Here is a 21,332-nt window from a genome sequence, read left to right on the forward strand (position 1 = left end):
AGTACCTGGGCTGGAGTTGAGCTTCGGCGACCGTCGACTCGGCAGCGATCATCGCGACAGGACTACAGTCTCAGCCTCGAAGTGTGTTTGCGCTCGATCCAAAGTCTCGTCCACATCGAGGCCGTGTACTCGAAGCCAGTGGAGGAGGTCGGCGATGGCATCGACTACCGATCTCTCCGTCACAGCCGCACGAAGCCGGCCCCATTCCCCTGTCCGGCACGGCTGCCCCTCCCTGTAAAGGTCAAGCACTTGCTCGGCTCTTGAGACGTGGGCATCTCCGTGGTGCGGGTTCGACACGGTCCCGCCGGTAGCAAGCTCGCACCACGTCACCTTGCAGTCAGCAAGGACCTGGACGCCCCAGCGCTCGGCCGTGGCACTAATCAGGGCCACGCCGCGTCCCGTTTCAGCATCGGTGCACGCTTCGACAAGCGTCGGTAGCTCACGAGTATCTGGGTCACAGACTTCTAGGCGGAGGCGAGTGCCACGCATGGAGACACAGAGGGTGACTGGAGTGCCCGAGCCGACGTGGTTGATCACGTTCGAGACGAGCTCGCTGACGCACAGTTGAGCCGCGTCAGTTACCTCATGAAGCCCCAACACTCCCAGATGGCCACGCAGAGCTCGGCGTAACACTGCCACCTCCGCCGGATCGGCCAGGAACGAGAGGTTCCAGCACCTCCTTGGCGTGCATGTAGCGCAGTCCATGCCTCAACTCCTCCACTCTCACAGTAGGTTGCGTCCCGCAATGGGTCGCTCACCAAGAGTTGCAGTGGAACTCCCAAAATGGAACTCTCAAGCGCGGCTAACCGGGAGCACTCGCAAATCCTGAGCGCCCCCGGCGTGCGCTGTCTTGCTGTCGCACTCGTGCAACCAGGACGATCCAAGTGATCGACATGAAGGGCTAACCACATGGCAGTCGGACCCACCACACGCAGGCGCCAGTTGGGTGCTGACCTTCGTCGCCTCCGCGAGCTCAAGGGTTTGACCCTCGAGGACGCGGGTGCACGTGTCGGCATCTCGAAGGCCACGCTCAGCCGCTACGAGACCAAGGAGGGCACGGTGAAGTGGCCGGCTGTGGATGCCCTCTGCCGCGAATACGGGGCCTCTGACGAGGAACGTCTCGCCCTGGTAGAACTCGCGAAAGGGTCCAAGATCCAAGGCTGGTGGCGATCGCTCGCCGACCCTATCCCCGAGTCCATGAACCTTATGCTCACGCTTGAGGACGAAGTGGTGCGCGAGGACCACTATGCGTGCATGTACATCCCTGGCCTCCTACAAACGCGCGCATACGCCGAGGCTGTTCACCGGGCGTCAGAGATCCAGTGCCCGGAGCGGGAAGTCCAGCACATGGTCGACATCCGCATGAAACGCCAGGAGTTGCTTGAACGAGATGAGCCACCCCGTGTCTGGTGCGTCATCGACGAGGCGGCGCTCCGACGCCGAGTGGGCGGTCCCGACGTCATGCAGGAGCAGCTCCGACACCTACTCGCCGCGTCCCAACGACCTCACGTAACTGTCCAGGTGCTGCCGTTCTCAACCGGCGCACATGCCGCGGCGGTTGGCAGCTTCGCCGTCCTTCGAGGTCCAACGCCAGAGTTGGACGTGGTCTACGTGGATCTGATCGGTGGGGGGCTGTTCATGGAGAAGCAGCAGGAACTGGAGCGCTATAGGTTGGCGTTCGAATACCTCAGCGCACAGGCTCTCGATCTCGACTCGTCGGCCGAGGTCATCGACCGTATAAGCAAGGAGTCCTAATGACGGCGCCCTCGACACATGAGTGGTTCAAGTCTTCCTACAGCGGCGGGAGCGGGACCGAGTGTGTGGAGTGCGCGCTTGTTGATGGCGGCATCCTCGTGCGCGACTCCAAGTGTGAGGCAGGCCCCGTAGTCACTCTTGGTAGCGGCGCATGGCATTCCTTCCTGGATGTTGTGCTGAAGTACGGACGTTCGGCGCGTTGACGACGGGTTCCCTCGGCAGACCTTCTTCCGCTGTAGGACACTCCTCATAGGGCAGCTGACAGCAAGGAGCGGACGATCGTGAGCGCACAACACGAGGAGACACCCGGGCACGCACCGCTGTCGCTGAAGACCATCGGCGACATTCGGGCAGCGCTCCGGTCCGGACACGGCTTTCCGGGCGACCGGGAGTCCTTCGAAGCTGATCTTCAGCGTGCGCTGGAGGCTTCGACGGAGACGGATCTCAACGCTGTCGCCCTGGTGATCGTCGACTATCGGGGCAGGATCCGGCTCTACCAGGACCCCCACTTCGACATCGCCGTGCAGGAAGGTGTCGACCTGGTGGCGCGGCTGAAGCAGGAGGCGCAGGGCCGGTGAGCGGCGTGATCGCGGCTGTGACGGTAAGGGCGGCCGATCGAGCGAAAGCGCTCGGAGCCGAGCAGGCGCTGGAGACACTCCGGCAGGAACTGGAACAGGTTCCCAGGCTCGGAGTCCTGCTCGGGCCACCGCGTCAGGACGGAACCGAAGTCCGCAAGACGAGGCTCGAACCAAGGGACGGGGTACCGGGCCTGGCAGTGGCATACGTCTATACACCGGCACCACCGCCTCCGACCGTGGCCATCGTCGCCGTGACCCCTGACGATGGTGTTCCCGCTGAGTGATTCCTCCGAGCAGGTTCCCAGGCCAGTGGCCCCCGCGCAGGCGAGACGACCGCCCGGGAACAACCATTACTCGCAATCGCGGGCAGAAGCGCGCAAAGTCCTCGTCATACCTTCTGTTTCCTCCTGGCCGCTGTGGTCCCTTCGATGACGAAACCTTGCATCTCTCATCGCGGTCACCGTCGGCCATCGGTTCCACGTCTGCTGCTGCCGTCTTCCTCCGGCGGCCCCTGTACGTCCTTTTGAACCCCCTGCTGCCGGCCCGCGGAACTGGCAGCGGCGGGGAACCCGACGTGGCCAGCCGCCAAAATCCCCCGGTCCCGCCGCCTTCGGCAAGCCGACTTTGAGCTCGCATCCACAAGGCTAGACATCTCCCACCGGGACGAACTCGCCCTTCACAACAGGGCGTTCAACGCACTGACGGCCGCCGCCTGCTACGAAGACGCCGCCAAAGAGTTCATCAACAAGGCGCTCGGCTTCTGGAGCAGTCAACATTCGAGTGCTCTCAAGGCGCCCGAGGGAGAGAGTGATGGACGCCGTGGGCGTGTGCCGAGGACGACGCGAGGCGGATGCTCGTCGAATTGGGTGGTGGACGCCGGCATCCCCCCGTAGCTGATGGGGCCTCATGAGCTGGCTCATCTGATTACCCCTCATGGCCGTGGCCCGTTTGGCAGTCCCGATGAGCACGCCAGGACATATCGGATTAGCCTCCGAAATGAGCGCTGAGTGGATCTTTAGTCGCGCGCTCTACTCATCAACCAAGGAGGAGAAATGCGCAAGCTCCAGAAGGCCGCTGTTGCGGCCGCGATGGTCGGGACCCTCAGCCTCATAGCCACCGGCACCGCCTCCGCGCAGCCCGCGTACGACGGGCACGGGCATTGCAAGTCCCACGACTTCAACATCGACATTCTCGGTCAGGTAGGGGTGCTTCCCGGCCTCGCGGGCAACGCAGTCAACGGCGAAGGCAACCCTGGCGCGATGTACAACCACGTCGGCTCCAGTTGCGGCGGTCACTGAGCAACAGGGATTCCGTCACGTAGGTCGACGAACTGGGCCACGGCGACCCCGGCACTGGGCCGGGGCACCGTGGCCTCAGTGTTCATACGCTCCAGTGATCCCGATCCGGCAACTCCACCCAGACATCCGCCGGGCCCACCACGGACCGTGCGTCCGTCAGGCGCAGGCCCGCCCAGGCGCAGCAGTACGCCACCGCGTTGTGGCGGTAGAGGTAGGACGCCAGGACCTCCTCGGACGTGGAGTCCAGGTCGGGAGCGCCGCCCGGGTGGAGATCCCAGCCCTCTATGACCCCGTCCCGGGTGATGCTGCCCTGGTTACCGCTCTTGGGGTTGGCATAGAAGCCGTAGCTGATCGTGCCGGTGGACAGGCGGGTCTGTATGCCTGGCATGGACGGTGCGTATCCCCAGGGCTGGGTGATGACGCAGCCGCCCGGGACCGTCGTAACGCCGACGATGCGCAGGGATTCGTCCCCGTCGTAGGCGAACAGGTCGTCTAGGAGGTCGGTCACGTCGGCGGCGGCCGCCGGTGTCGCCTCCAGGCGGCGTATCGCCTCGTCGGCGTCGATGCCGGCCACGCAGGCCAGGCCCAGGCCGTCGTAGTAGTCGATGTCGGTCAGTGACTCGACCAGGCGTCTGCCTTCCCGCGCCGCGGTTCGCTCCTTCTCGGTCAGGCCGGGTTCGCCGTCCGGGAGCGGGAAGAGGTCCGGGGTGGGGCCGGCCAGGCTCAGGCGTCCGGGTGACCAGCCTGCGATCAAAGGGCGCCAAGGGTCGGCTCCCGCGGCGGCCAGGGCCCGGGCGTTGGCGGGGCGGTCGGACATGACGGCTTCCCACAGTGCTGTCGTGCCGTACTCGAGCGCGTCCACGTCGGGCACGCGCCCGGCCAGTTCCGCGACTACCTCCGGGGAGCCCCACGCCGCCGCTCTGTGCAGGGGGCGGCTCTCTCCGCGGCCCCAGCGTTCGGGATCCGCGCCCTGCTCCAGGCGGCGCCTCACGTCGTCGTAGTCCTGCCAGCCCTCCCAGTTCATGCCCGCCCAGCCGTGGCCGTCCTCACGAGCCGTCACCATGCCTCCTCCTGCGGCGATCCGAGGAAGCGGTCGGCTCCCTCCCCTCCACGCACACCTTCGCAGGCGGGTCTGACATTCGGTCGACCAAAGTCGCAGGGCCGTAGACCATCGGCCGACGACGGGACCTGCGGGGCGTGGCCAGACTCTGTTCTGCGCCGGACCGGCGCCTGTCCGGCGACAGCAGATTGTGGAAGAGCGACAGCGGGAACGGGGACGCAGCATGGGGCGGGGGACATGACGCGAACGGAGGACAACTCGGGTGTGGGTGGCATGGAGGGGCGCTCGGTCATGGGCGGCCCGGCTTTCGGCAAGGACACCGTGCTCGCCGAATCCGCCTGGGTTCTGACGCTCTTTTGCACTGCCTGCGGCGCCGGCGTCGGCTGGCTTGTCACCCTTCTCGCCGACTGGCTTGTGACGCTGTCCTGGGCGCCCTTGCAAGGGCCGGCCGAGCTCGTGACGTCCGTGCCGGAGCCCCGGCTGACCGTCGGGGGCATCGCCGTGGGGGCAGTTCTGGGCCTGGGGGTCGGGTTCGTCGCCGTGCATGAGTCGCTGACGGTGCGCGTCTCGGGCAGCCGGGTGGTCCTCGGCGTACGGGACTCCTCGCAGGAGTTCGCGCGGGACGAGGTCTCCCTGGCCGTGCGGGACGGCAAGCAGCTCGTGCTGCTCGGGGCGGACGGCATGGAGATCGCCCGGGAGGACTGCGGGCTGCCCTGGGCTCGGGTGGCCGAGGCGTTCGGTGCGCACGGGTATCGGTGGGCGGACGAGGATCCGTACCGGGAGGAGTTCCGGCGCTGGGTGCCCGGGATGCCGGGGCTGCCCGAGGGGGCGGACGCTTTGTTGCGGGCCCGTGCGGCGGCGCGGGAGAAGGACGGGGGCGCGGAGGACGCGCGGGAGCTGCGTGGGGAGCTGTTGAGGCTCGGGGTCGTCGTGCGTGATGAGGGGAAGCGGCAGTACTGGCGGGTGCCGGTGGGGGGCTGACGCGCCGGCACCACCCCGTGCGTTGCGGCCCGGGGCTGCTGAGAGGATTGCGCCGACCGTGGAGGGAGAAGGGGGGATGAGCGTGATCGAGTTCGTCTTGGTCGGCGTGCTGCTGTTCGCCGTCTTCGGATGTGTCTGTGTGGTGTGGGCCTCGCGGGGTGGTCCTCGTTGGGTGCGCGTGGTCGCCACCGTGACTCTGGGGCTGGGCGAGGTGGTGCGAGTGCTGGGTCGTAGCAGTCGGAGGTCGGGGGCGGGGTCGAGCTCCGACTCCGGCGACTGAACGGCTAAGCGGCTGAGCGGCTGAGCGGCTGAGCGGCTATGCGGCTGAGCGGCTGAAGTCGTACGGGTGCCTCACGTGAACGCGGGCCGCGCCGTTCGGTGTTGAGTTGAACGGCGCGGCTCGCGTCTACGGGCGGGTGCTCACCCCGCTGCCGGCGGCGGTGGGCCCGTCGTCGCCGTCGCCCTGCCCTCCGCCAGGAGCCACTCGTGGTGCAGGGCGCCCAGCGGGATCTTCGTCTGGAAGACGGGGGTGCCGAAGATGGTCAGTTGGAAATTGAGGGTGCCGGTCAGGTCCACGCCGCCGTACAGGGCGTAGGCGCCGGTCGCCGAGCCCGTGCCGTCGGCCGAGCCCTCGGCCGAGCCGTCCGCGTGGGCCCGGATGTACGGGGCCAGGTCGGCGGTGACGCCCACCGTGCCGTAGAGGCCGACGGTGGCCTCGGCGCCGAGCGCGGCCTTGACGTCGCCCGCTGCCGTGACCGTCGCCTTCAGCGGCTCGCCCGTCATGTCGGACTCGCTGACCGGGGTCCAGCCCTTCGCCCAGGAGAAGGAGCCGCCGACGCGGAAGTCGCCCTTGAGGTCCTGTTCGACGTCGACGGTGACCTTGCCGTCCGCGTTCACCTGGATGTAGCAGGTCAGGTCCAGGTTCACGACCACGGGGATCGGGCCGACCTGAATCACCGGGTCGGAGTGCAGCTTGGCGAACGGGATGCGGATCGGCTGTCCGCCGGTCGAGCCGGCCGCGCGGCCCTTCAGGGACCACTGGGAGGCCCAGTCGCCGGACAGGCCCAGGAAGGCGGCGCCCGGCGAGGCACCCTGGCCGGAGCCGTCGTACGAGAACGCGACCTCGGGGGCCAACTGGACGAAGCCCTCCACCGACGCGGCCGCCGACGCCGGGGCGCCCTCGGCCGTGGCGACCGCCGCGCCCACGTCGAGCCGCAGGCTGCCCAGCGGGAGCTTCGCGCCCTCGGGGCCGAAGGTGAGGTCACCGGTCTTGGCCCAGGAGACCTTCACGCCCTGGACGAGCGGCTCGACCTCGATGGCCGACGGGTCCACCGGGACCTCGCCCTCGGCCTTGCTCTGGCCGAGCACGGAGTTGAGCTTCGCCGGTTCGGTCTCGACGGTCGTACCACCGCTGTCCTGCGCGGTGCCCACGACCTTCGTGACCTCGGCGAGTACGCCGTCCGGGGCACCGGGGGCGGGGGCGCTGGCGATGATGTCGCCGACGGTCACCGGGGGTTGGGGTGTGGGGCTGGAGGACGGGTCTCCCGAGGGGGTGGCCGTCGGTTTCGTGGCGGACGGGGCCGAGATGACGGCCCGGCCGGTCTTCCTGTCGTACGAGGCGACCTTGAGGGAGGACTTCTTCGCCGTTCCTCCCCTGGCTCCTTCGGCCACGGCGGTGGGAGTGGCCGAAGCGGACGGGGCCGATACGACGGCCAGTTGCTCCTGAACCTCGGCGGGCTCGGGGCTCTCGGAGACCGTCGAGGCGGCCTTGTCCGTGGTGGCCGGGGAATTGGTGGAGCAGCCGGTCGTCAGTACGGCCGCCAGAGCGATCGCCGTCAGTAAGGCATGACTCTTGAGCTTGGGTCTGTGCATGCGTGTTCCTCGGGAGCGGTTTATGGGGGTGCGCTGCAGGAGGTGACACATGGGGGGCGGCGCTGGGCGCCGACGAATTGTTACCCCCCAGTAGTCATGCATGAGCATGCCAGTACGGCGGAGATGGCATCCGCTTTCTTTTCAGGGGATGGCGGTGACGTGGGTCACAGCTGAGCCTGGGTCAGTTCCCGCAGCCGCTTCCGGGGTTCTCCGGTTCCTCCGGGCTCTCCGGGTCGTCGGGAGTCGGCTGCGGGTCGGGAGTGGGCTCGGTCGTCTCCGGCGGGGTTTCGGTCTGAGGAGGCTCCGGGTTCTCGGGCGCGCTCGGCGGTTCCGGGTACTCCGGCGCGCTCGGGGTCTCCGGTGGGGTCTGGGTCTCCGGCGGACTCGGGGCCTCCGGCTCCGGAGGCGCAGGCGGAGTCACAGGAGCCGGAGGCGCAGGCACAGGCACAGGAGGAGGCGGAGGCGGCGGAGCCACCGGCGCCGGCTCGACCACCGTCACCGGCTCCGTCACGGTCACCGGCTCCGGTTCCGGCTCCACCGCCACCGGAACCGAACCACCACCCACAGACCCGTCATCCTCCACGACCACCACCCGGCGCTCACGATCAACCGACCGCCGCACCTCAGGCTCCTTCGCCACCACCGCGGCATCCCCGGGAGCCCCCGGCCCCTCGCTCGGCCGAGCCCCCACCGGCGCCTCCGCGAGCGGCACCCGCGTCGGGGCCGGCGTCACGGCGGGACCCCCCGTGCCGAGGGCGAGCATCATCGCGAGGGCCGCTCCGGCCACCGTCGCCCCGGCCGCGACGGCCGCCGGAGCCTTCGTGCCGGCGGCGCCGGTCACCGCCTGCCGGGCGGTGTGCAGCACGCCGCTCAGCGTGGCGCTCGCCCCCGCCGATCCCGCCGCGAGCGGCAGCAGGAACTTGCCCGCGCCGCCCACGGCGAAGACCAGCAGGGCCGGGCCGACGAGTGCGGGCAGGCGGTCGTTGGCGCGCATGAGCACCGCGAGCCTGCCTCGGCAGTCGGCGCAGGCGTCCACGTGGGCGAGCAGCCGTTCTGACTGGCGGGGTGTCGCGTTGCCGCGTACGTACGCCGGCATGCGCACCCAGTGGACCTCGCAGGCGGGGTCGTCCGGGGCGCCGGTCTGGTTGCGCAGGAAGGCCTGGCGCATGCCCTCGCGGGCACGGTGGAGCAGTACGGCCGTCGCGCCCTGCTTGGCGCCGATGCGCTGCCCGACCGTCTCCAGCGGCTGGCCCTCGGCCTCCGCCAGCCACAGCGCCCGTACCCAGCGTTCGGGCAGTTGACCGAGGACCCGGACCAACAGGTCGACGGACGAGACCTGTTCGGCGGGGTCGGCCACACCCTCGGCGTGGTCGGCGATCTCCGTCCGCTCGGCGGCGGACCGCGGGTCGTGCGGGGTCTCGCGCGTGTCGCCGGCGGCCGTCGCCGCCAGGTGCCGCACCGTCGTCATCAGGTACGCCGGTACGTTCTCGATCTCGTGGCCCTCCGAGAGCCGGCGCCACACGCGGAAGTGCGCCTCGGCGACCAGGTCCTCGGCCATCCACGGGTTGTTGCGGGTGAGGGAGCGTGCGAACGCGACCAGGCGGGGCTGCTGTTCCTCGCAGATACGGGCGTACGAGGCGGTGGCGGACACGGGAGGTGTCGCCTGGGCGGGCACCTTGGGGAAACCGTCGGACATGGCGGGAACGCTCCGGTTGCACGCTGACCTGATGGGCGCGGACGGGTTTGTCAGCGTAGATGACTTAAAACTCAACTAAACGGTTCGGGTGAGTTAGATCACAGGGGCCGGGTTCCGGTTCGGCGTAATCAACAGGCCCGCGGCCCGGTCGAGGAGGCGGAAGAAAGCGCCATCACAGCGCCGTCACCCGTCCCGACCCATCCCCCATCACCACCCGTCATCACCCGTCATCACATCCGGACCGGAGAACACCGACCATGCGCCTCGTCCTCGCCCAGCCCGTCCGCGCCCGCCTCGTCAGCCCCGACCACCCGGCCCTCTCCGTACGGCCCACCCTGCGCTACGACGTCACCGAGCCGTTCGCCGTGCACATCGACTTCCCCGCACACGTCTCGGCCGACGAGCACGGGGTCACCTGGACGTTCGCCCGCTCGCTGCTGGAGGAGGGGCTGGCCGGGGCCGCCGGGATCGGGGACGTGCGGATACGGCCGTGCGCGCGGTCCCGGTCGCGGACGGTCATCGAGTTCCGCGCGCCGCAGAGCACGGCCACGGTCCGGTTGGGGACGGCGGCGCTGCGCCGGTTCCTGCAGCGGTCGTACGCCGTCGTCGAGCCCGGGAGAGAGGACCTGGGGCCGGTTCTCGACCACGGACTCATGTCCCTGCTCGACGGGGTGTGAGGCTCAGTGGGTCTCGATGGGGGTCAGGACCCGGGTGCTCGTCTGCCGGTAGATCACCGAGCTGCGAAAGCTCACCACCTCGCGGCGGGCGCTGAAGCGGTCCATGAGGAAGGCGTGCAGATGCTCGATGTCGGGGACGGCCACATGGACGAGGAAGTCGTCGTCGCCGGAGACGACGAAGACCGAGACGACCTCGGGGAGTTGGGTGAGGTAGCCCTCGAAGTCCTGGATCACCTCACGGCTCAGGGGACGCAGCCGGGCGAAGACCAGCGCCTGGAGCGAGCGGCCCAGCAGGCGTGGCTGCACGGCCGCGTGATAGCCGGTGATCACTCCGCGGGCGCGCAGGGCGCGGACCCGTTCCAGGCAGGTGGAGGGTGCGATGCCGACCCTGCGGGCGAGCTCGCGGTTGGTGAGCCGTGCATCACGCTGGAGATGGGTGAGGATCGCCGAATCAGTGTCGTCCATGGCCGTCATTCTTCCGGGGCTTCCGAATTTGGTTCGGCCGGGCCGCTCAACTCCCGTACCACGGCCTACATTTCACTGGCCCTGATGTGTACCGAAGGGAACCCTCGCCATGACGACCGCCGCCGCCCGTCCCGTCGCTCAGTCCGCGGAACAGCCCGTCGCACAGGCCGCGGAACACCCCGTCACGCAGGCCGCGGAACACCCCGTCGATCAGGCCGTCGACCACTACGACCGGTTCCTCGCCGAGCACTACACCTGGATGCTCGGCGGTGATCTCGACGCGCTCGCCGCGGGGCAGCGTGCGGCGCTCGCGGGGTGGGGGTTGACGCCCGGGTCGGCGATCGGTACGGCGGCCGGGGCGCTGGCCGTGGATCTGGGGTGCGGGCCGGGGCAGGCGAGCCTCGCGCTGGCCGCTCTGGGCTTCGACTCCGTGCTCGCGGTCGATCTGAGCCGGCCGCTGCTGGACGAACTCGCCGCGCACGCCGCCGGTCTGCCGGCCGTGCGGGTGGTGCGGGCGGATGTGCGGCGCGCGGTGCGCGAGCTGGTACGGCCGGGGTCGGCGGGAGCCGTCGTATGCCTGGGTGACACGCTGACGCATCTGCCGACGCGCGGGGACGTCGCCGCCCTGTTCGCCGACGTCGCCGCCGCGCTCGCGCCGGGCGGGACGGCCGTGTTCGCCTACCGCGATCTGACGGTCCCGCTCACCGGGACCGACCGGTTCCTGCCGGTCCGGGCCGGCGAAAACCGGATCATGACGTGCTTCCTGGAGTACCCGGACGACTACGACGACTACACGGTCGTCGTCCACGACCTGATCCACACCCGGGACGACTCCGACGCCAACTGGACCCTCACCGCCCGCAGTTACCGCAAGCTGCGGCTCTCCCACGCCTGGGTTCTGGAGCAGCTGCGCACGGCCGGGCTGCGGGTGCGGCACGAGGAGAGCGGGCCGGGCGGGATGCGGACGGTCGTGCTCGAACGGGCCTGATCGCCCGCGCGCGCGGGCCGGAACCGCTCCGACCCGGGCTCTGACGGGTGCCCGGAAAATGCTTTGTCCCGCGAGGTCGGCCCGCCCTACAGTGAGCCGACTTCGATGAGACGTTCTCCTGGAAACAGGCCGCAGAGCGGGAGCGTCCCACCTCGCCGAGGTGCCGGAGGGGCGGCAGCTGACTTTGTCGACCCCTCGTTTCGGAGGTCCCGTTCATGATGAACGTCGGAATCGGCCTGCCCATCGGCGACCCGGCCGCCCTGCTCACCTGGGCCCGGCGCGCCGACGCCGGTCCCTTCAGCACCCTCGGTCTGCTCGACCGGCTCGTCTACGACAACCCCGAGCCGCTGGTGGCACTCGCCGTCCTCGCCGGCGCCACCACCCGCGTCCGCGTCCAGACCGAGGTGCTGCTCGCCCCGCTGCGGGACACCGCCCTGCTGGCCAAGCAGGCCGCCACGCTGGATCTGATGACCGGCGGCCGCCTCGTCCTCGGCCTGGGCATCGGCGGCCGGGACGACGACCACCGCGTGGCGGGCACCGACCCGCGCACCCGGGGCCGTCGCCTGGACGAACAGATGGCGCTGATGTGCCGTCTGTGGCACGGCGAGCCCTACGGCGAGGGCGCCGGCCCCATCGGCCCGGTGCCGGCCCGCATCGGCGGCCCGGAGATTCTCTTCGGCGGCTTCAAGCCCGCCGCCCTCGAACGCGTCGCGCGCTGGGGCGACGGCTTCCTCTCGGCGGCGGCGCCCTCCTGGGCGGGCGGCCTGTTCGACACCGTGCGCGGCTTCTGGAAGGAGTACGGCCGTGACGGCGCACCCCGCCTGGTCGCGCAGGTCAACGTCGCGCTCGGCCCGCAGGACGTGCTCGACGACGCCCGTGCCCGGATGCACGCCTACTACGCCTTCACCGGCTCGCCGGACCGCATGACGGCCGGGCTGCTCACCACCCCGGCCGAGATCCGCGGCGCGCTCACCGCCTTCGGCGACCTGGGCGCCGACGAGGTGATGCTCTACTGCTACGGCCTCGACCCGGACCAGGTGGACCGCCTGGCGGATGTGCTGTGATCCGGCCCGAGTCCGTCTCACAGCGCCCGTAGGGCCGCACGACGCACGGACGCCCCGGCGTGCTGCGAGGGCCGCGAGCCCGCACAGCGCGCCGGGGCGCGGCAGAACCGTCAGAGCGGGTTGAGGCGGGCCTTGATCAGGCAGAACTCATTGCCCTCGGGGTCGGCGAGCACGTGCCACTGCTCCTCGCCGGTCTGGCCGATGTCGGCCGGGCGCGCCCCGAGCTTCAGGAGGCGTTCGAGCTCGGCGTCCTGGTCGCGGCCGGTGGCGTTGACGTCGATGTGCAGCCGGGACTTCCCCGGCTCCGGCTCGTCCCGGCGGCTGAGGATGATCGTCGGCTGCGGACCGCCGAACCCTTCGCGCGGACCGATCTCCAGGGTGCCGTCCTCCTCGCGGCCGAGCACCACGAAGTCCAGGGGCGGCGGCGGGGACTACGGCCCCAACAGCGGCGGATTCGACCAACTCGGCTTCGGGACACTGGCGTTCACGCGGGACAGGGCCACGGCGACGGATACGGCCGGCTCGGCCGGCCCGTCCGCGTCCGCCGCGAGCCCGTCCGCGTCCGCCGCGGGGCCGGATCCCCGACCGCAGTCCGGGGCCACGGCATCGCCCTCGGCGTCGGCGTCCCCGGCGTCCACCGCCTCCGGAGGCGACCTCGCGGCCACCGGCACGAACGACGTCATCGGCTGGACCGCCGCCACCGGCATCACGGCCCTGGCCGGCGGCCTCCTCCTGCTGCGCCGACGCGACCGGGGGCGGCGCGAGTCGCGGTAGGGCCGGGAAACGCGGCTTTCTACGTCCCCGCCGCCTTCGCGGCCCCGGCGCGAGCCGGCTTGGCCACCGCCGTGAGCGGGCGGGCGATGTCCTCCAGCGAGCGGCGTTCCGCGCGCACCGAGAAGAACACCGCCACCAGGCCGGCCAGGCACATCAGGGCCGCGCCGATCTGGAAGGCGAGGACCGTGTCGCCGACCTTGCCCGTCTCGGTGAGGTCGGCGAACAGCAGCGGGCCGCTGATGCCGCCCGCCGCGGTGCCGAGGGCGTAGAAGAAGGCGATGGACATCGCCCGGGTCTCCATCGGGAAGATCTCGGAGACGGTGAGGTAGGCACTGGAGGCGCCGGCCGAGGCGAAGAACAGCACCGCGCACCAACAGGCGGTCATCGTGGTCGCGTTGAGCACGCCCTGGTCGAACAGCCAGGCCGTGCCGAACAGCAGCAGGCCCGAGAGCAGGTACGTCGAGGAGATCATGACGCGGCGGCCGACCGTGTCGAAGAGCTTGCCGAGCAGCAGCGGGCCCATGAAGTTGCCGACCGCGATGACCGCGAAGTAGTAGCCGGTGTTGCCGGTCGGCACGTCGAAGAACGTGGTCAGGATGGCGCCGAAGCCGAAGGTGATGGCGTTGTAGAGGAACGCCTGGCCGATGAACAGGGAGAAGCCGAGGACCGCCCGCCTGCGGTACTTGGCGAAGACCGTGCGGCCGATCTCCAGGAACGACACGCTCCGGCGCTGACGGATGGTGATCTCGCCCTCGGCGGCCGGCAGCGGCTCAGCCCGGTCGGCCTCCACCTTCCGCTCGATCGAGGACACGATCCGCTCGGCCTCGTCCTCGCGGCCGTGGATCAGCAGCCAGCGCGGGCTCTCCGGGACGTGCCGCCGGACCAGCAGGATCACCAGCGCGAGGACGGCGCCGAGCGCGAAGGTCAGCCGCCAGCCGACGTCCGCGGGCAGGATCGCCGTGTTCAGCGCGACGATCGACAGCAGCGAGCCGCCGACCGCGCCCAGCCAGAAGCTGCCGTTGATCATCAGGTCGACGCGGCCGCGGTACTGCGCCGGGATCAGCTCGTCGATCGCGGAGTTGATCGCCGCGTACTCCCCGCCGATGCCGAAGCCGGTGAGGAAGCGGAACAGGAAGAACCACCAGGTGTCGAAGGAGACCGCGGTCAGGGCTGTGGCCGCCAGATAGACCGCCAGGGTGATCATGAAGAGCTTCTTGCGGCCCCAGCGGTCGGTCAGCCGGCCCCAGAACAGCGCGCCCAGGCAGGCGCCCGCCACGTACAGCGCGGCGGCCAGGCCGGTGACCTGACCGGAGGTGATCGGCAGTCCGCTGCCGGGCTCGGACAGCCGGGGGGCGATGCTTCCGACGACCGTGACCTCCAGGCCGTCGAGGATCCACACGGTGCCGAGACCGAGCACGATCGTCCAGTGCCAGCGCGACCACGGGAGGCGGTCGAGGCGGGCGGGAATGTCGGTCGTCACGGTACGGCCGGTGTCGGCCTGAGCTGTGGCCATGGGCTCCCTCCTCGTTGAGCGGAACCCCCGCCGGGTGCCCGCGAGGCCCGGCCCTACGCCCCCAGCGCCCGCGACACCGTGTAGATCAGCAGGCCGGCGAGCGAGCCCACCACGGTGCCGTTGATCCGGATGAACTGCAGATCGCGTCCGATGTGCGCCTCGATCTTCTTCGTGGTGTGCTCGGCGTCCCAGCCGGCCACGGTGTCCGTGATCAGGGAGGTGATCTCCTTGCGGTAGGTGGTCACGACGTACACCGCCGCGCCCTCCACCCAGCGGTCCACCTTGGCCTGCAGCCGCGGCTCGACCGCCATCCGCGCGCCCAGCGACAGCAGCGAGGCCCGCACGCGCAGCCGCAGCTCGCTGCGCTCGTCCTCGGCCGCCGAGACGATCATCGACCGGACGGCCGTCCACGCCGACGCGATCAGGTCCTGCACCTCACCGCGGCCCAGCACCTCGCCCTTGAGCCGCTCGACCCGCGCGCGGGTGTCGGTGTCGGACTGCAGGTCGGAGGCGAAGTCGGTGAGGAAGCGGTCGAGGGCGCCGCGGGCCGGGTGGGAGGGCATGTCGCGCATCTCGGTGACGAAGCGGAGCAGCTCCTTGTAGACGCGCTCGCCGATCCTGCGGTCGACGAACCTGGGGGTCCAGCCGGGGGCGCCGCCCTGGACGGCGTACATGATCTCGTCGTCGTGCAGGATCAGCCAGCTCTGCGCCTTGGCGACGATCAGGTCGACGAACCGCTTGTGGCCGCCGTCGGCGACGACCTTCTCCAGCATCTTTCCTATGCCGGGCGCGATCTCCTGGGCGTCGGCCCGCCGGGTGATCGCCTCCCCCACCACCGCCTGCACATCGGTGTCGCGCAGAACGGTCAGGGCGCCTCTGAGCGCCGCCGACAGCTCCGCCGTGACCCGGTCGGCGTGCTCGGGGTCGGCCAGCCAGGCGCCGAGCCGGCTGCCGATGCCGACGGCGTGCAGCCGCTGGCGTACGACGTCCTCCGAGAGGAAGTTCTCACCGACGAACTCTCCCAGCGAGACGCCCAGCTGGTCCTTCTTGTTCGGGATGATCGCGGTGTGCGGGATGGGCAGGCCGAGGGGGTGGCGGAACAGTGCCGTGACGGCGAACCAGTCGGCCAGCGCGCCGACCATGCCGGCCTCGGCGGCCGCCGCGACGAAGTTCGCCCACTCGCCGGCGCCGTGGTGTGCGGCCACCTTGGCGAGGACGTACACCAGCGCGACGAACAGCAGCAGCCCGGTCGCGGTGAGCTTCATCCGCCGTACGCCGCGCTGCTTCTCCTGGTCGGCGGCGGTGAACGCGGTCATCGCACGTACGGCCGAAGCGGGCATCCCCCGGTTACCGGCGACGCCGGGCCGGGCATGCTGCTCTACGTCACGCGTTTCCGTTTCATCCGAATCCGTACGTTCCATTCCTTGCTCCACCCGTCCGTGATCCCCCGCACACATTGTCCCTTCCTGACCGACTACTGGAACGAACCAAGAGTTCCCGGCGTCTGTCCCGTGGGGGGAGGTCGATGGCGAACTCCGGATGAACTCCGGCGGCCCAATGGGGGGTCCGTGCAACTCCTCTCCGCCTTATGACGCATCATTAGGTGATCACATCGGAGCCTCGGGCTCCCATCCGCCCGAGGAGAAACGCACCGCATGACCAGGCGAAACGGTTATGCCCTGCTATCCGCGATCATCGCCCTGATCGTGGCGGTGTCCGCCGCCATATACGTCGGGGTCGCCTCCGACCACGGCAGCGCCACCGGCAAGAGCACCCCCACCCGCCAGGGCAGCCAGCGCGGCCCTGCCGCCCCGGCCTCCACCGGCATCTGGGTCGGCGCCTGGTCCGCCTCCCCCGTCGGCGCCGAGGCAGGCACCGAGGTCCGGGGCATGGCGGGCCGGTCGGTCCGCAACGTCGTGCACACCAGTGTCGGCGGTACGAGTGCCCGCATCACGCTGTCCAATCTCTACGGCCAGTCGGCGCTGACGATCACGCACGCGTCGATCGCGGTGGCGGCCTCCCCAGGAACCGCGGCCGCCGTCGCGGACACCATGCGGCGGCTGACCTTCGGCGGCAACGCCACCGTCGTGATCCCGCCCGGCCGGCAGGTGCTGAGCGACGCCGTACGCCTGGTGGTCCCCGCGGACGCCGACATCCTGGTCACCACCTACACCCCCACCCCCTCCGGCCCGGTCACCTTCCACCCGCACGCCCGCCAGATCAGCTTCCTCGCCCAGGGCGACGTCACCGAGGACGCGACCGGGGCGGCGTACACCGAACGGACCGGGGTGTGGCGCTATGTGACCGCGCTGGACGTCCTCAGCCACGAGTCCGACGGCACCGTCGTGGTCTTCGGCGACTCGCTGACCGACGGCATCACCTCCACCGAGAACGCCAACCTCCGCTGGACGGACGTCCTCTCGCGCCGGCTGCGCGCGGCGGTCGCGGCGGGCGAGGACGTGCCGCGCTACAGCGTCGTCAACCAGGGCATCAGCGGCAACCAGATCCTCGCCAGCGGCTCCGGGCGCCCCGCGGACAACCAGGCGGGCGTCGGCCGCTTCCAACGCGACGTCCTCTCCCGTACGAACGTCAAGGTCGTCGTCATCGACCTCGGCGTCAACGACATCCTGCGCAACCCGAAGCTCGCCGACCCCGAGCGCATCCTCGACGGCCTGCGCGCCCTGGTCCGCCAGGCCCACGCCCGCGGCCTGAAGGTCGTCGGCGCGACCCTGATGCCCTTCCAGGGCCACCGCGGCTACACCGACGCCCGCGACGACGTGCGGCAGCGGATCAACGCCGAGATCCGGGCCGGCCGGGTCTTCGACGCGGTCGCCGACTTCGACAAGGCGCTGCGGGACCCGTACAACCCCCGCAGATTCCGCCCCGACTACGACTCGGGCGACCACCTCCACCCGAGCGACAAGGGCTACGAGCAGATGGCGCAGTCCTTCAACCTGCAGGACCTCAAGGGCGCGGCTCCGGCGGAGCTGTAGCGGGAGCGGGCCGCGCCGGGCGCAGGCTCAGTCCTCGTCCGGCCCGGACCCGCGCAGCTCACGCCGCTCGGCCCGGCGCTCCAGCTTCTCCCGGCGCCGCTCCTCCCGGAGCTCCTGCTTCTGCGCCCGGGTCAGCTTCCGTTCCACCCCGACCCCGCCCCAGAAGGCGAATCCGGTCACGATCACCCGGGGCGCGCCGGGCTGGGGCTCGTCCTGGGCGGTCTCCTCGGGGTGGTCGAAGCCCCCCATGATCCCGATCCCGCGCACCTCGACCTCGACCCCCGGCGGCACGATCACCTCCATACCGCCCATGATCGCGACGCAGTTGATCACGATCTCGCGGTCCGCGAAGTTCGCCTCCCGCAGATCGATCTCACCGCCGCCCCAGAAGGCGAAGCAGTTGAACCGCTTCGGCGCGGTCCACCGCCCCTTGCGCTGGAACCCCGACATCACGGCGATGCCCCACGTCGACGACCCCTCGCCGCCGACGATCCGGCCCGCCCAACTCCCGTCCGGGGAACCGTCCCTCTTGACCATGTCGACCTTCGGCACGGCCACCGCGCCGACGGGCAGGTCCCGGGTGATCGGCGCCAGTTCCCCGTACGTACGCGCCTTGTACGTGGCGTCGAGGCGTTCCCCGAACTCCTCCATGTCGAGCCGCCCCTCGGCGAGGGCGTCCCGCAGGACGTCGGCGACTCGTTCACGATCGGCGTCGGAGGCTCGCAGCTCCGGGGCATCGTCGCTCATGCACAGCAGCCTACGAGTTACCCCCGGCCCGGGGCTACGAGATCGCCCGCTCGGCCTGTTCCGGGGGTTTGGGGGTGTCCCCCAGTGAATGCAGCATCTTCGCGATCACGGCCTCGATGTCCGGCTCCCGCACCGACAGATCCACCAGCGGATACTCCGCGGCGATCCGCGCCACCAGCGCCGCCGCCGACTCGCCGGCCGGGAACGCCAGCCACTGCCGGGGCCCCTCCACCTTCACCACGCGCGCGGGCGCCGCCTCGATCGGCGGCAGCTCGCGCTCCAGGTCGACCACGAGGGTCCGCTCGCTCTCGCCCACCTCGTGCAGCCCGTCGAGCGGGCCGTCGTACATCAGCCGCCCGCGGTCGATGACCATCACCCGCGAGCAGAGCTGTTCGATGTCCTGGAGGTCGTGCGTGGTCAGCAGGACCGTGGTGCCGCGCTCGGTGTTCAACTCCCGCAGGAAGTCCCGGACCTTGGCCTTCGAGATCACGTCCAGCCCGATCGTCGGCTCGTCCAGGTACAGCACCTCGGGATCGTGCAGCAGCGCCGCCGCGATGTCGCCGCGCATCCGCTGGCCGAGGGAGAGCTGCCGTACGGGGACGTCCAGCAGCGCGCCCAGGTCGAGGAGTTCGACGAGGCGGTCGAGGTTCGCGCGGTAACGGGCGTCCGGGATGCGGTACATGCGGTGCATCAGCTTGTAGGAGTCGATCAGCGGCAGGTCCCACCACAGGGTCGTCCGCTGCCCGAACACCACCCCGATGCGGTGCGCCAGGCGGGTCCGTTCGCGGGACGGGTCGATGCCGGCCACGCGCAGGCGGCCCCCGCTGGGGGTCAGGATGCCGGTCAGCATCTTGATCGTCGTCGACTTCCCGGCGCCGTTCGGCCCGATGTAGCCGACCATCTCGCCACGCGCCACGCGGAAGGAGATCGAGTCGACGGCCCGCACCTGCCGCCGCTCCCGCTTGAGGAAACCGGTCTTCCTGCGCACGTCGAAGACCTTCTCGACGCCGTCGAGTTCGATGAACGCCTCGTCGTGGTCCGCCATCGCTGCCCCTAACTCCCCGTACTCCGATACGACCGCAGCCCGGCCCGCCACGCCAGCGCGGCCAGGGCACAGCAGCCCGCCGCCACCAGCGGCGAGGCGAAGGCCGTCCACGCGGGCAGGCCGATGGGATACGGCCGCCCCAACACATGGGCGGCGGGCACCCAGTTGACGAAGGCGAGCGGCAGCATGAAGGTCACGCCGCGCACCAGGTCCTTGCCGAACACGGTGGGCGGGTACTGCAGCAGGGTCGTGCCGCCGTACGTGAACGCGTTCTGCACCTCGGCGGCGTCCTGCGCGAGTATCTGGAAGGCCGCGCCCGCCACGAACAGCGCCGAGAAGATCGCCGCGCCGCTGATCACCATCACCGGCACCAGCAGCACCTTCGCGGCGCTCCAGTCGATGTCGGCCGACACCAGCGCCCAGCCCAGCACCAGCGCGCCCTGGGTGATCCGGCCCAGCCGGCGCAGCGCGAACCGGTCCGCGCCGACCTGCGCGAGCACCGGCGCGGGCCGCACCAGCAGCGTGTCGAAGGAGCCGTCGCGCATCCGGGCGCCCAGGACGTCCATCGAGCCGAGCACCAGGTCGGCGATCCCGAAGGACGTCGCCGACAGGCCGTACAGCAGGGCGATCTCCGGCAGCGACCAGCCGCCGAGGGTGTCGACCTGCGAGAACATCAGCAGGATCGCCACGAAGTCCAGGCCGGTCACCATCAGGTTGCCGAGCACCGTGACGGCGAAGGAGGTGCGGTAGGTCATGCTGGAGCGCACCCACATCCCGGCGATCAGCCGGTAGGCCCGCAGTCCTTCGAGCAGCGCGCCGCGCTCACCCACCCTGCACCACCACCCGTCGCGTCGCCGCCGACTGCAGCAGCCGCCCCGCGGCCAGCAGCACCACCGCCCACACCGCCTGGAAGGCGAACGCCCCGAGCGGCGCGGTCTCCCCCATCAGCACGTCCGCCGGCATCTGGATCTGCGCCGCCCACGGCAGCGCCCGTACGATCTCGCCGAAGACCCCCGGGAAGGCGTTCAGGGGCAGCACCATGCCGGAGAAGAAGATCCCGGTGATCATCAGGGCCTGGTTGACGCCCATTCCGTCCATCAGCCAGAACACGCTCAGCGCGGCCAGATAGCGGATCGCGAAACTGACGACCGCGGCCAGCAGCAGCGTCACCGCGAAGGCGGCCCAGGGGGTGACGTCCGTGGGCAGCGCCATCGGGAAGAACAGCGCGCCGAACAGGAACGGGACCACGCCCCGGCCCAGCATCTGGAACAGCGCCCGCCCCATGTCCCCGGCCAGCCACCAGAGTTGGAGGTCGGCCGGCCGGTACAGGTCGACGGCGATCTCACCGGTGCGGATGCGCTCCATGAGGTCCTTCTCGGCGCCGCCGCCCTGGATGGCGAGCGTGGCGTACAGGCACTGGCCCAGCCACACATAGGTGACGGCCTGCGTCTGGTCGTACCCGCCGAGATGCGGTCGCTCGTCCCACAGCGCGAGATAGGTGTAGACGAGGATCACGCCGAAGACGGTGTTGGTGAACACCCCGGCCGCGGTGGCCATCCGGTAGGTCGCGTACCGTCGGAAGCCGCCTACCGCGACGGCTGTGTACAACCGCCACGAGCCCACATCCACAGCCCTCCTCGCCGCTTCTGGCACCGAAGCGCAGGAGCCTAGTGGGCGGCCGAGCAGGGCTGCCAGCCAATTTCCGGGGAACCCGGCGCGAGAGTCTGGTCACTTTCCGGTGACACGCGCGTTTTCCGGGAACGGAGCGCCCGCTGCGAGAGTCTTCAATGGGGGCGCAGCAGGCGTACGAGGGCGTACGGGAACGT

Annotated in this window: 23 protein-coding genes; 11 read left to right on the top strand and 12 right to left on the bottom strand. The window is 70.3% G+C overall.

Annotation, left to right across the window (positions count from 1 at the left end):
• Positions 1-48: 48 nt before the first annotated feature.
• The gene (locus ACIRD7_RS13385) at positions 49-705 is read right to left on the bottom strand and encodes an ATP-binding protein (RefSeq protein ID WP_403452916.1); all 657 of its coding nucleotides are present in this window, start codon (positions 703-705) and stop codon (positions 49-51) included.
• A 204-nt stretch (positions 706-909) separates the two neighbouring features.
• Between ACIRD7_RS13385 and ACIRD7_RS13390 the strand changes: the two genes are divergently transcribed.
• The 4 genes from ACIRD7_RS13390 to ACIRD7_RS13405 all read left to right on the top strand — a co-directional run bounded on the left by ACIRD7_RS13390 (position 910) and on the right by ACIRD7_RS13405 (position 3,631).
• On the top strand, positions 910-1,755 hold the full coding sequence (locus ACIRD7_RS13390) for a helix-turn-helix domain-containing protein (RefSeq protein WP_403452917.1): 846 nt from the start codon (positions 910-912) through the stop codon (positions 1,753-1,755).
• Positions 1,755-1,958: a DUF397 domain-containing protein gene (locus ACIRD7_RS13395; RefSeq protein ID WP_403452918.1), complete on the top strand. Its 204-nt coding sequence runs from the start codon at positions 1,755-1,757 to the stop codon at positions 1,956-1,958. Before ACIRD7_RS13390 ends, ACIRD7_RS13395 begins: the two co-directional genes overlap by 1 nt.
• Before the next feature lie 78 nt (positions 1,959-2,036).
• Positions 2,037-2,333 carry a DUF6247 family protein gene (locus tag ACIRD7_RS13400; RefSeq protein ID WP_403452919.1) on the top strand — a complete coding sequence of 99 codons (297 nt, stop codon included), beginning with the start codon at positions 2,037-2,039 and terminating at the stop codon, positions 2,331-2,333.
• A 1,052-nt stretch (positions 2,334-3,385) separates the two neighbouring features.
• Positions 3,386-3,631: a hypothetical protein gene (locus tag ACIRD7_RS13405; RefSeq protein WP_403452920.1), complete on the top strand. Its 246-nt coding sequence runs from the start codon at positions 3,386-3,388 to the stop codon at positions 3,629-3,631.
• 82 nt (positions 3,632-3,713) lie between these two features.
• Here the strand turns inward: ACIRD7_RS13405 and ACIRD7_RS13410 are convergent, their stop codons facing one another.
• Positions 3,714-4,694 carry an ankyrin repeat domain-containing protein gene (locus ACIRD7_RS13410; protein ID WP_403452921.1) on the bottom strand — a complete coding sequence of 327 codons (981 nt, stop codon included), beginning with the start codon at positions 4,692-4,694 and terminating at the stop codon, positions 3,714-3,716.
• A 234-nt stretch (positions 4,695-4,928) separates the two neighbouring features.
• Between ACIRD7_RS13410 and ACIRD7_RS13415 the strand changes: the two genes are divergently transcribed.
• Both ACIRD7_RS13415 and ACIRD7_RS13420 read left to right on the top strand, forming a co-directional pair.
• Positions 4,929-5,672 carry a hypothetical protein gene (locus tag ACIRD7_RS13415; protein WP_403452922.1) on the top strand — a complete coding sequence of 248 codons (744 nt, stop codon included), beginning with the start codon at positions 4,929-4,931 and terminating at the stop codon, positions 5,670-5,672.
• A gap of 76 nt (positions 5,673-5,748) precedes the next feature.
• On the top strand, positions 5,749-5,952 hold the full coding sequence (locus tag ACIRD7_RS13420) for a hypothetical protein (RefSeq protein WP_403452923.1): 204 nt from the start codon (positions 5,749-5,751) through the stop codon (positions 5,950-5,952).
• 140 nt (positions 5,953-6,092) lie between these two features.
• Here the strand turns inward: ACIRD7_RS13420 and ACIRD7_RS13425 are convergent, their stop codons facing one another.
• Entirely contained in the window at positions 6,093-7,544 is a 1,452-nt protein-coding gene (locus tag ACIRD7_RS13425) for a hypothetical protein (protein ID WP_403452924.1), read from the bottom strand.
• Positions 7,545-7,725: 181 nt separating this feature from the next.
• Positions 7,726-9,240: a sigma-70 family RNA polymerase sigma factor gene (locus ACIRD7_RS13430; protein WP_403452925.1), complete on the bottom strand. Its 1,515-nt coding sequence runs from the start codon at positions 9,238-9,240 to the stop codon at positions 7,726-7,728.
• A 257-nt stretch (positions 9,241-9,497) separates the two neighbouring features.
• Between ACIRD7_RS13430 and ACIRD7_RS13435 the strand changes: the two genes are divergently transcribed.
• On the top strand, positions 9,498-9,917 hold the full coding sequence (locus ACIRD7_RS13435) for an SsgA family sporulation/cell division regulator (protein ID WP_403452926.1): 420 nt from the start codon (positions 9,498-9,500) through the stop codon (positions 9,915-9,917).
• 3 nt (positions 9,918-9,920) lie between these two features.
• On the opposite strand, the gene ACIRD7_RS13440 is transcribed toward ACIRD7_RS13435, so the two are convergent.
• On the bottom strand, positions 9,921-10,382 hold the full coding sequence (locus tag ACIRD7_RS13440) for an Lrp/AsnC family transcriptional regulator (RefSeq protein WP_403452927.1): 462 nt from the start codon (positions 10,380-10,382) through the stop codon (positions 9,921-9,923).
• A 109-nt stretch (positions 10,383-10,491) separates the two neighbouring features.
• Between ACIRD7_RS13440 and ACIRD7_RS13445 the strand changes: the two genes are divergently transcribed.
• Both ACIRD7_RS13445 and ACIRD7_RS13450 read left to right on the top strand, forming a co-directional pair.
• Positions 10,492-11,370 carry a methyltransferase domain-containing protein gene (locus ACIRD7_RS13445; RefSeq protein WP_403452928.1) on the top strand — a complete coding sequence of 293 codons (879 nt, stop codon included), beginning with the start codon at positions 10,492-10,494 and terminating at the stop codon, positions 11,368-11,370.
• A 218-nt stretch (positions 11,371-11,588) separates the two neighbouring features.
• The gene (locus ACIRD7_RS13450) at positions 11,589-12,434 is read left to right on the top strand and encodes an LLM class flavin-dependent oxidoreductase (protein WP_403453083.1); all 846 of its coding nucleotides are present in this window, start codon (positions 11,589-11,591) and stop codon (positions 12,432-12,434) included.
• Positions 12,435-12,544: 110 nt separating this feature from the next.
• Here the strand turns inward: ACIRD7_RS13450 and ACIRD7_RS13455 are convergent, their stop codons facing one another.
• Positions 12,545-12,850 (bottom strand): VOC family protein, encoded by a 306-nt coding sequence (locus ACIRD7_RS13455; RefSeq protein WP_403453084.1) that lies wholly within the window; start codon positions 12,848-12,850, stop codon positions 12,545-12,547.
• Here ACIRD7_RS13455 and ACIRD7_RS13460 point away from each other — a divergent pair.
• A complete protein-coding gene (locus ACIRD7_RS13460; RefSeq protein WP_403452929.1) occupies positions 12,813-13,208 on the top strand; it encodes a hypothetical protein in 396 nt (131 codons plus the stop codon). The genes ACIRD7_RS13455 and ACIRD7_RS13460 overlap by 38 nt on opposite strands.
• Before the next feature lie 19 nt (positions 13,209-13,227).
• Here ACIRD7_RS13460 and ACIRD7_RS13465 read toward each other — a convergent pair whose 3' ends face one another.
• The gene (locus ACIRD7_RS13465; protein WP_403452930.1) at positions 13,228-14,721 is read right to left on the bottom strand and encodes an MFS transporter; all 1,494 of its coding nucleotides are present in this window, start codon (positions 14,719-14,721) and stop codon (positions 13,228-13,230) included.
• A 53-nt stretch (positions 14,722-14,774) separates the two neighbouring features.
• The gene (locus ACIRD7_RS13470) at positions 14,775-16,178 is read right to left on the bottom strand and encodes a DUF445 domain-containing protein (RefSeq protein WP_403452931.1); all 1,404 of its coding nucleotides are present in this window, start codon (positions 16,176-16,178) and stop codon (positions 14,775-14,777) included.
• Positions 16,179-16,376: 198 nt separating this feature from the next.
• Here ACIRD7_RS13470 and ACIRD7_RS13475 point away from each other — a divergent pair, with 198 nt between their 5' ends.
• Positions 16,377-17,714, top strand: a complete 1,338-nt coding sequence (locus ACIRD7_RS13475) for an SGNH/GDSL hydrolase family protein (protein ID WP_403452932.1) — start codon at positions 16,377-16,379, stop codon at positions 17,712-17,714.
• Between the two features lie 27 nt (positions 17,715-17,741).
• Here the strand turns inward: ACIRD7_RS13475 and ACIRD7_RS13480 are convergent, their stop codons facing one another.
• Genes ACIRD7_RS13480 through ACIRD7_RS13495 form a run of 4 tightly spaced genes read right to left on the bottom strand, consistent with a single transcriptional unit; the run spans position 17,742 to position 21,129 of the window.
• A complete protein-coding gene (locus ACIRD7_RS13480) occupies positions 17,742-18,461 on the bottom strand; it encodes a DUF1707 domain-containing protein (RefSeq protein ID WP_403452933.1) in 720 nt (239 codons plus the stop codon).
• A 34-nt stretch (positions 18,462-18,495) separates the two neighbouring features.
• Positions 18,496-19,506 (bottom strand): ATP-binding cassette domain-containing protein, encoded by a 1,011-nt coding sequence (locus ACIRD7_RS13485; protein ID WP_403452934.1) that lies wholly within the window; start codon positions 19,504-19,506, stop codon positions 18,496-18,498.
• Positions 19,507-19,514: 8 nt separating this feature from the next.
• The gene (locus ACIRD7_RS13490; protein WP_403452935.1) at positions 19,515-20,336 is read right to left on the bottom strand and encodes an ABC transporter permease; all 822 of its coding nucleotides are present in this window, start codon (positions 20,334-20,336) and stop codon (positions 19,515-19,517) included.
• Positions 20,329-21,129, bottom strand: coding sequence for an ABC transporter permease (locus ACIRD7_RS13495; protein ID WP_403453085.1), 801 nt, complete (start codon positions 21,127-21,129; stop codon positions 20,329-20,331). The genes ACIRD7_RS13490 and ACIRD7_RS13495 overlap by 8 nt, the downstream gene beginning before the upstream one ends.
• Positions 21,130-21,332 lie beyond the last annotated feature (203 nt).

It is taken from the genome of Streptomyces sp. NPDC093568 (genome assembly GCF_044764945.1).
Lineage (GTDB): Bacteria > Actinomycetota > Actinomycetes > Streptomycetales > Streptomycetaceae > Streptomyces.

Bases quoted from the DNA above. Each gene is read 5' to 3' on its own strand.
- ACIRD7_RS13385 (WP_403452916.1), bottom strand. From the start codon at position 705: ATGGACTGCGCTACATGCACGCCAAGGAGGTGCTGGAACCTCTCGTTC.
- ACIRD7_RS13390 (WP_403452917.1), top strand. From the start codon at position 910: ATGGCAGTCGGACCCACCACACGCAGGCGCCAGTTGGGTGCTGACCTT.
- ACIRD7_RS13395 (WP_403452918.1), top strand. From the start codon at position 1,755: ATGACGGCGCCCTCGACACATGAGTGGTTCAAGTCTTCCTACAGCGGC.
- ACIRD7_RS13405 (WP_403452920.1), top strand. From the start codon at position 3,386: ATGCGCAAGCTCCAGAAGGCCGCTGTTGCGGCCGCGATGGTCGGGACC.
- ACIRD7_RS13410 (WP_403452921.1), bottom strand. From the start codon at position 4,694: ATGGTGACGGCTCGTGAGGACGGCCACGGCTGGGCGGGCATGAACTGG.
- ACIRD7_RS13415 (WP_403452922.1), top strand. From the start codon at position 4,929: ATGACGCGAACGGAGGACAACTCGGGTGTGGGTGGCATGGAGGGGCGC.
- ACIRD7_RS13420 (WP_403452923.1), top strand. From the start codon at position 5,749: ATGAGCGTGATCGAGTTCGTCTTGGTCGGCGTGCTGCTGTTCGCCGTC.
- ACIRD7_RS13425 (WP_403452924.1), bottom strand. From the start codon at position 7,544: ATGCACAGACCCAAGCTCAAGAGTCATGCCTTACTGACGGCGATCGCT.
- ACIRD7_RS13430 (WP_403452925.1), bottom strand. From the start codon at position 9,240: ATGTCCGACGGTTTCCCCAAGGTGCCCGCCCAGGCGACACCTCCCGTG.
- ACIRD7_RS13435 (WP_403452926.1), top strand. From the start codon at position 9,498: ATGCGCCTCGTCCTCGCCCAGCCCGTCCGCGCCCGCCTCGTCAGCCCC.
- ACIRD7_RS13440 (WP_403452927.1), bottom strand. From the start codon at position 10,382: ATGGACGACACTGATTCGGCGATCCTCACCCATCTCCAGCGTGATGCA.
- ACIRD7_RS13445 (WP_403452928.1), top strand. From the start codon at position 10,492: ATGACGACCGCCGCCGCCCGTCCCGTCGCTCAGTCCGCGGAACAGCCC.
- ACIRD7_RS13450 (WP_403453083.1), top strand. From the start codon at position 11,589: ATGAACGTCGGAATCGGCCTGCCCATCGGCGACCCGGCCGCCCTGCTC.
- ACIRD7_RS13465 (WP_403452930.1), bottom strand. From the start codon at position 14,721: ATGGCCACAGCTCAGGCCGACACCGGCCGTACCGTGACGACCGACATT.
- ACIRD7_RS13470 (WP_403452931.1), bottom strand. From the start codon at position 16,178: ATGTGTGCGGGGGATCACGGACGGGTGGAGCAAGGAATGGAACGTACG.
- ACIRD7_RS13475 (WP_403452932.1), top strand. From the start codon at position 16,377: ATGACCAGGCGAAACGGTTATGCCCTGCTATCCGCGATCATCGCCCTG.
- ACIRD7_RS13480 (WP_403452933.1), bottom strand. From the start codon at position 18,461: ATGAGCGACGATGCCCCGGAGCTGCGAGCCTCCGACGCCGATCGTGAA.
- ACIRD7_RS13485 (WP_403452934.1), bottom strand. From the start codon at position 19,506: ATGGCGGACCACGACGAGGCGTTCATCGAACTCGACGGCGTCGAGAAG.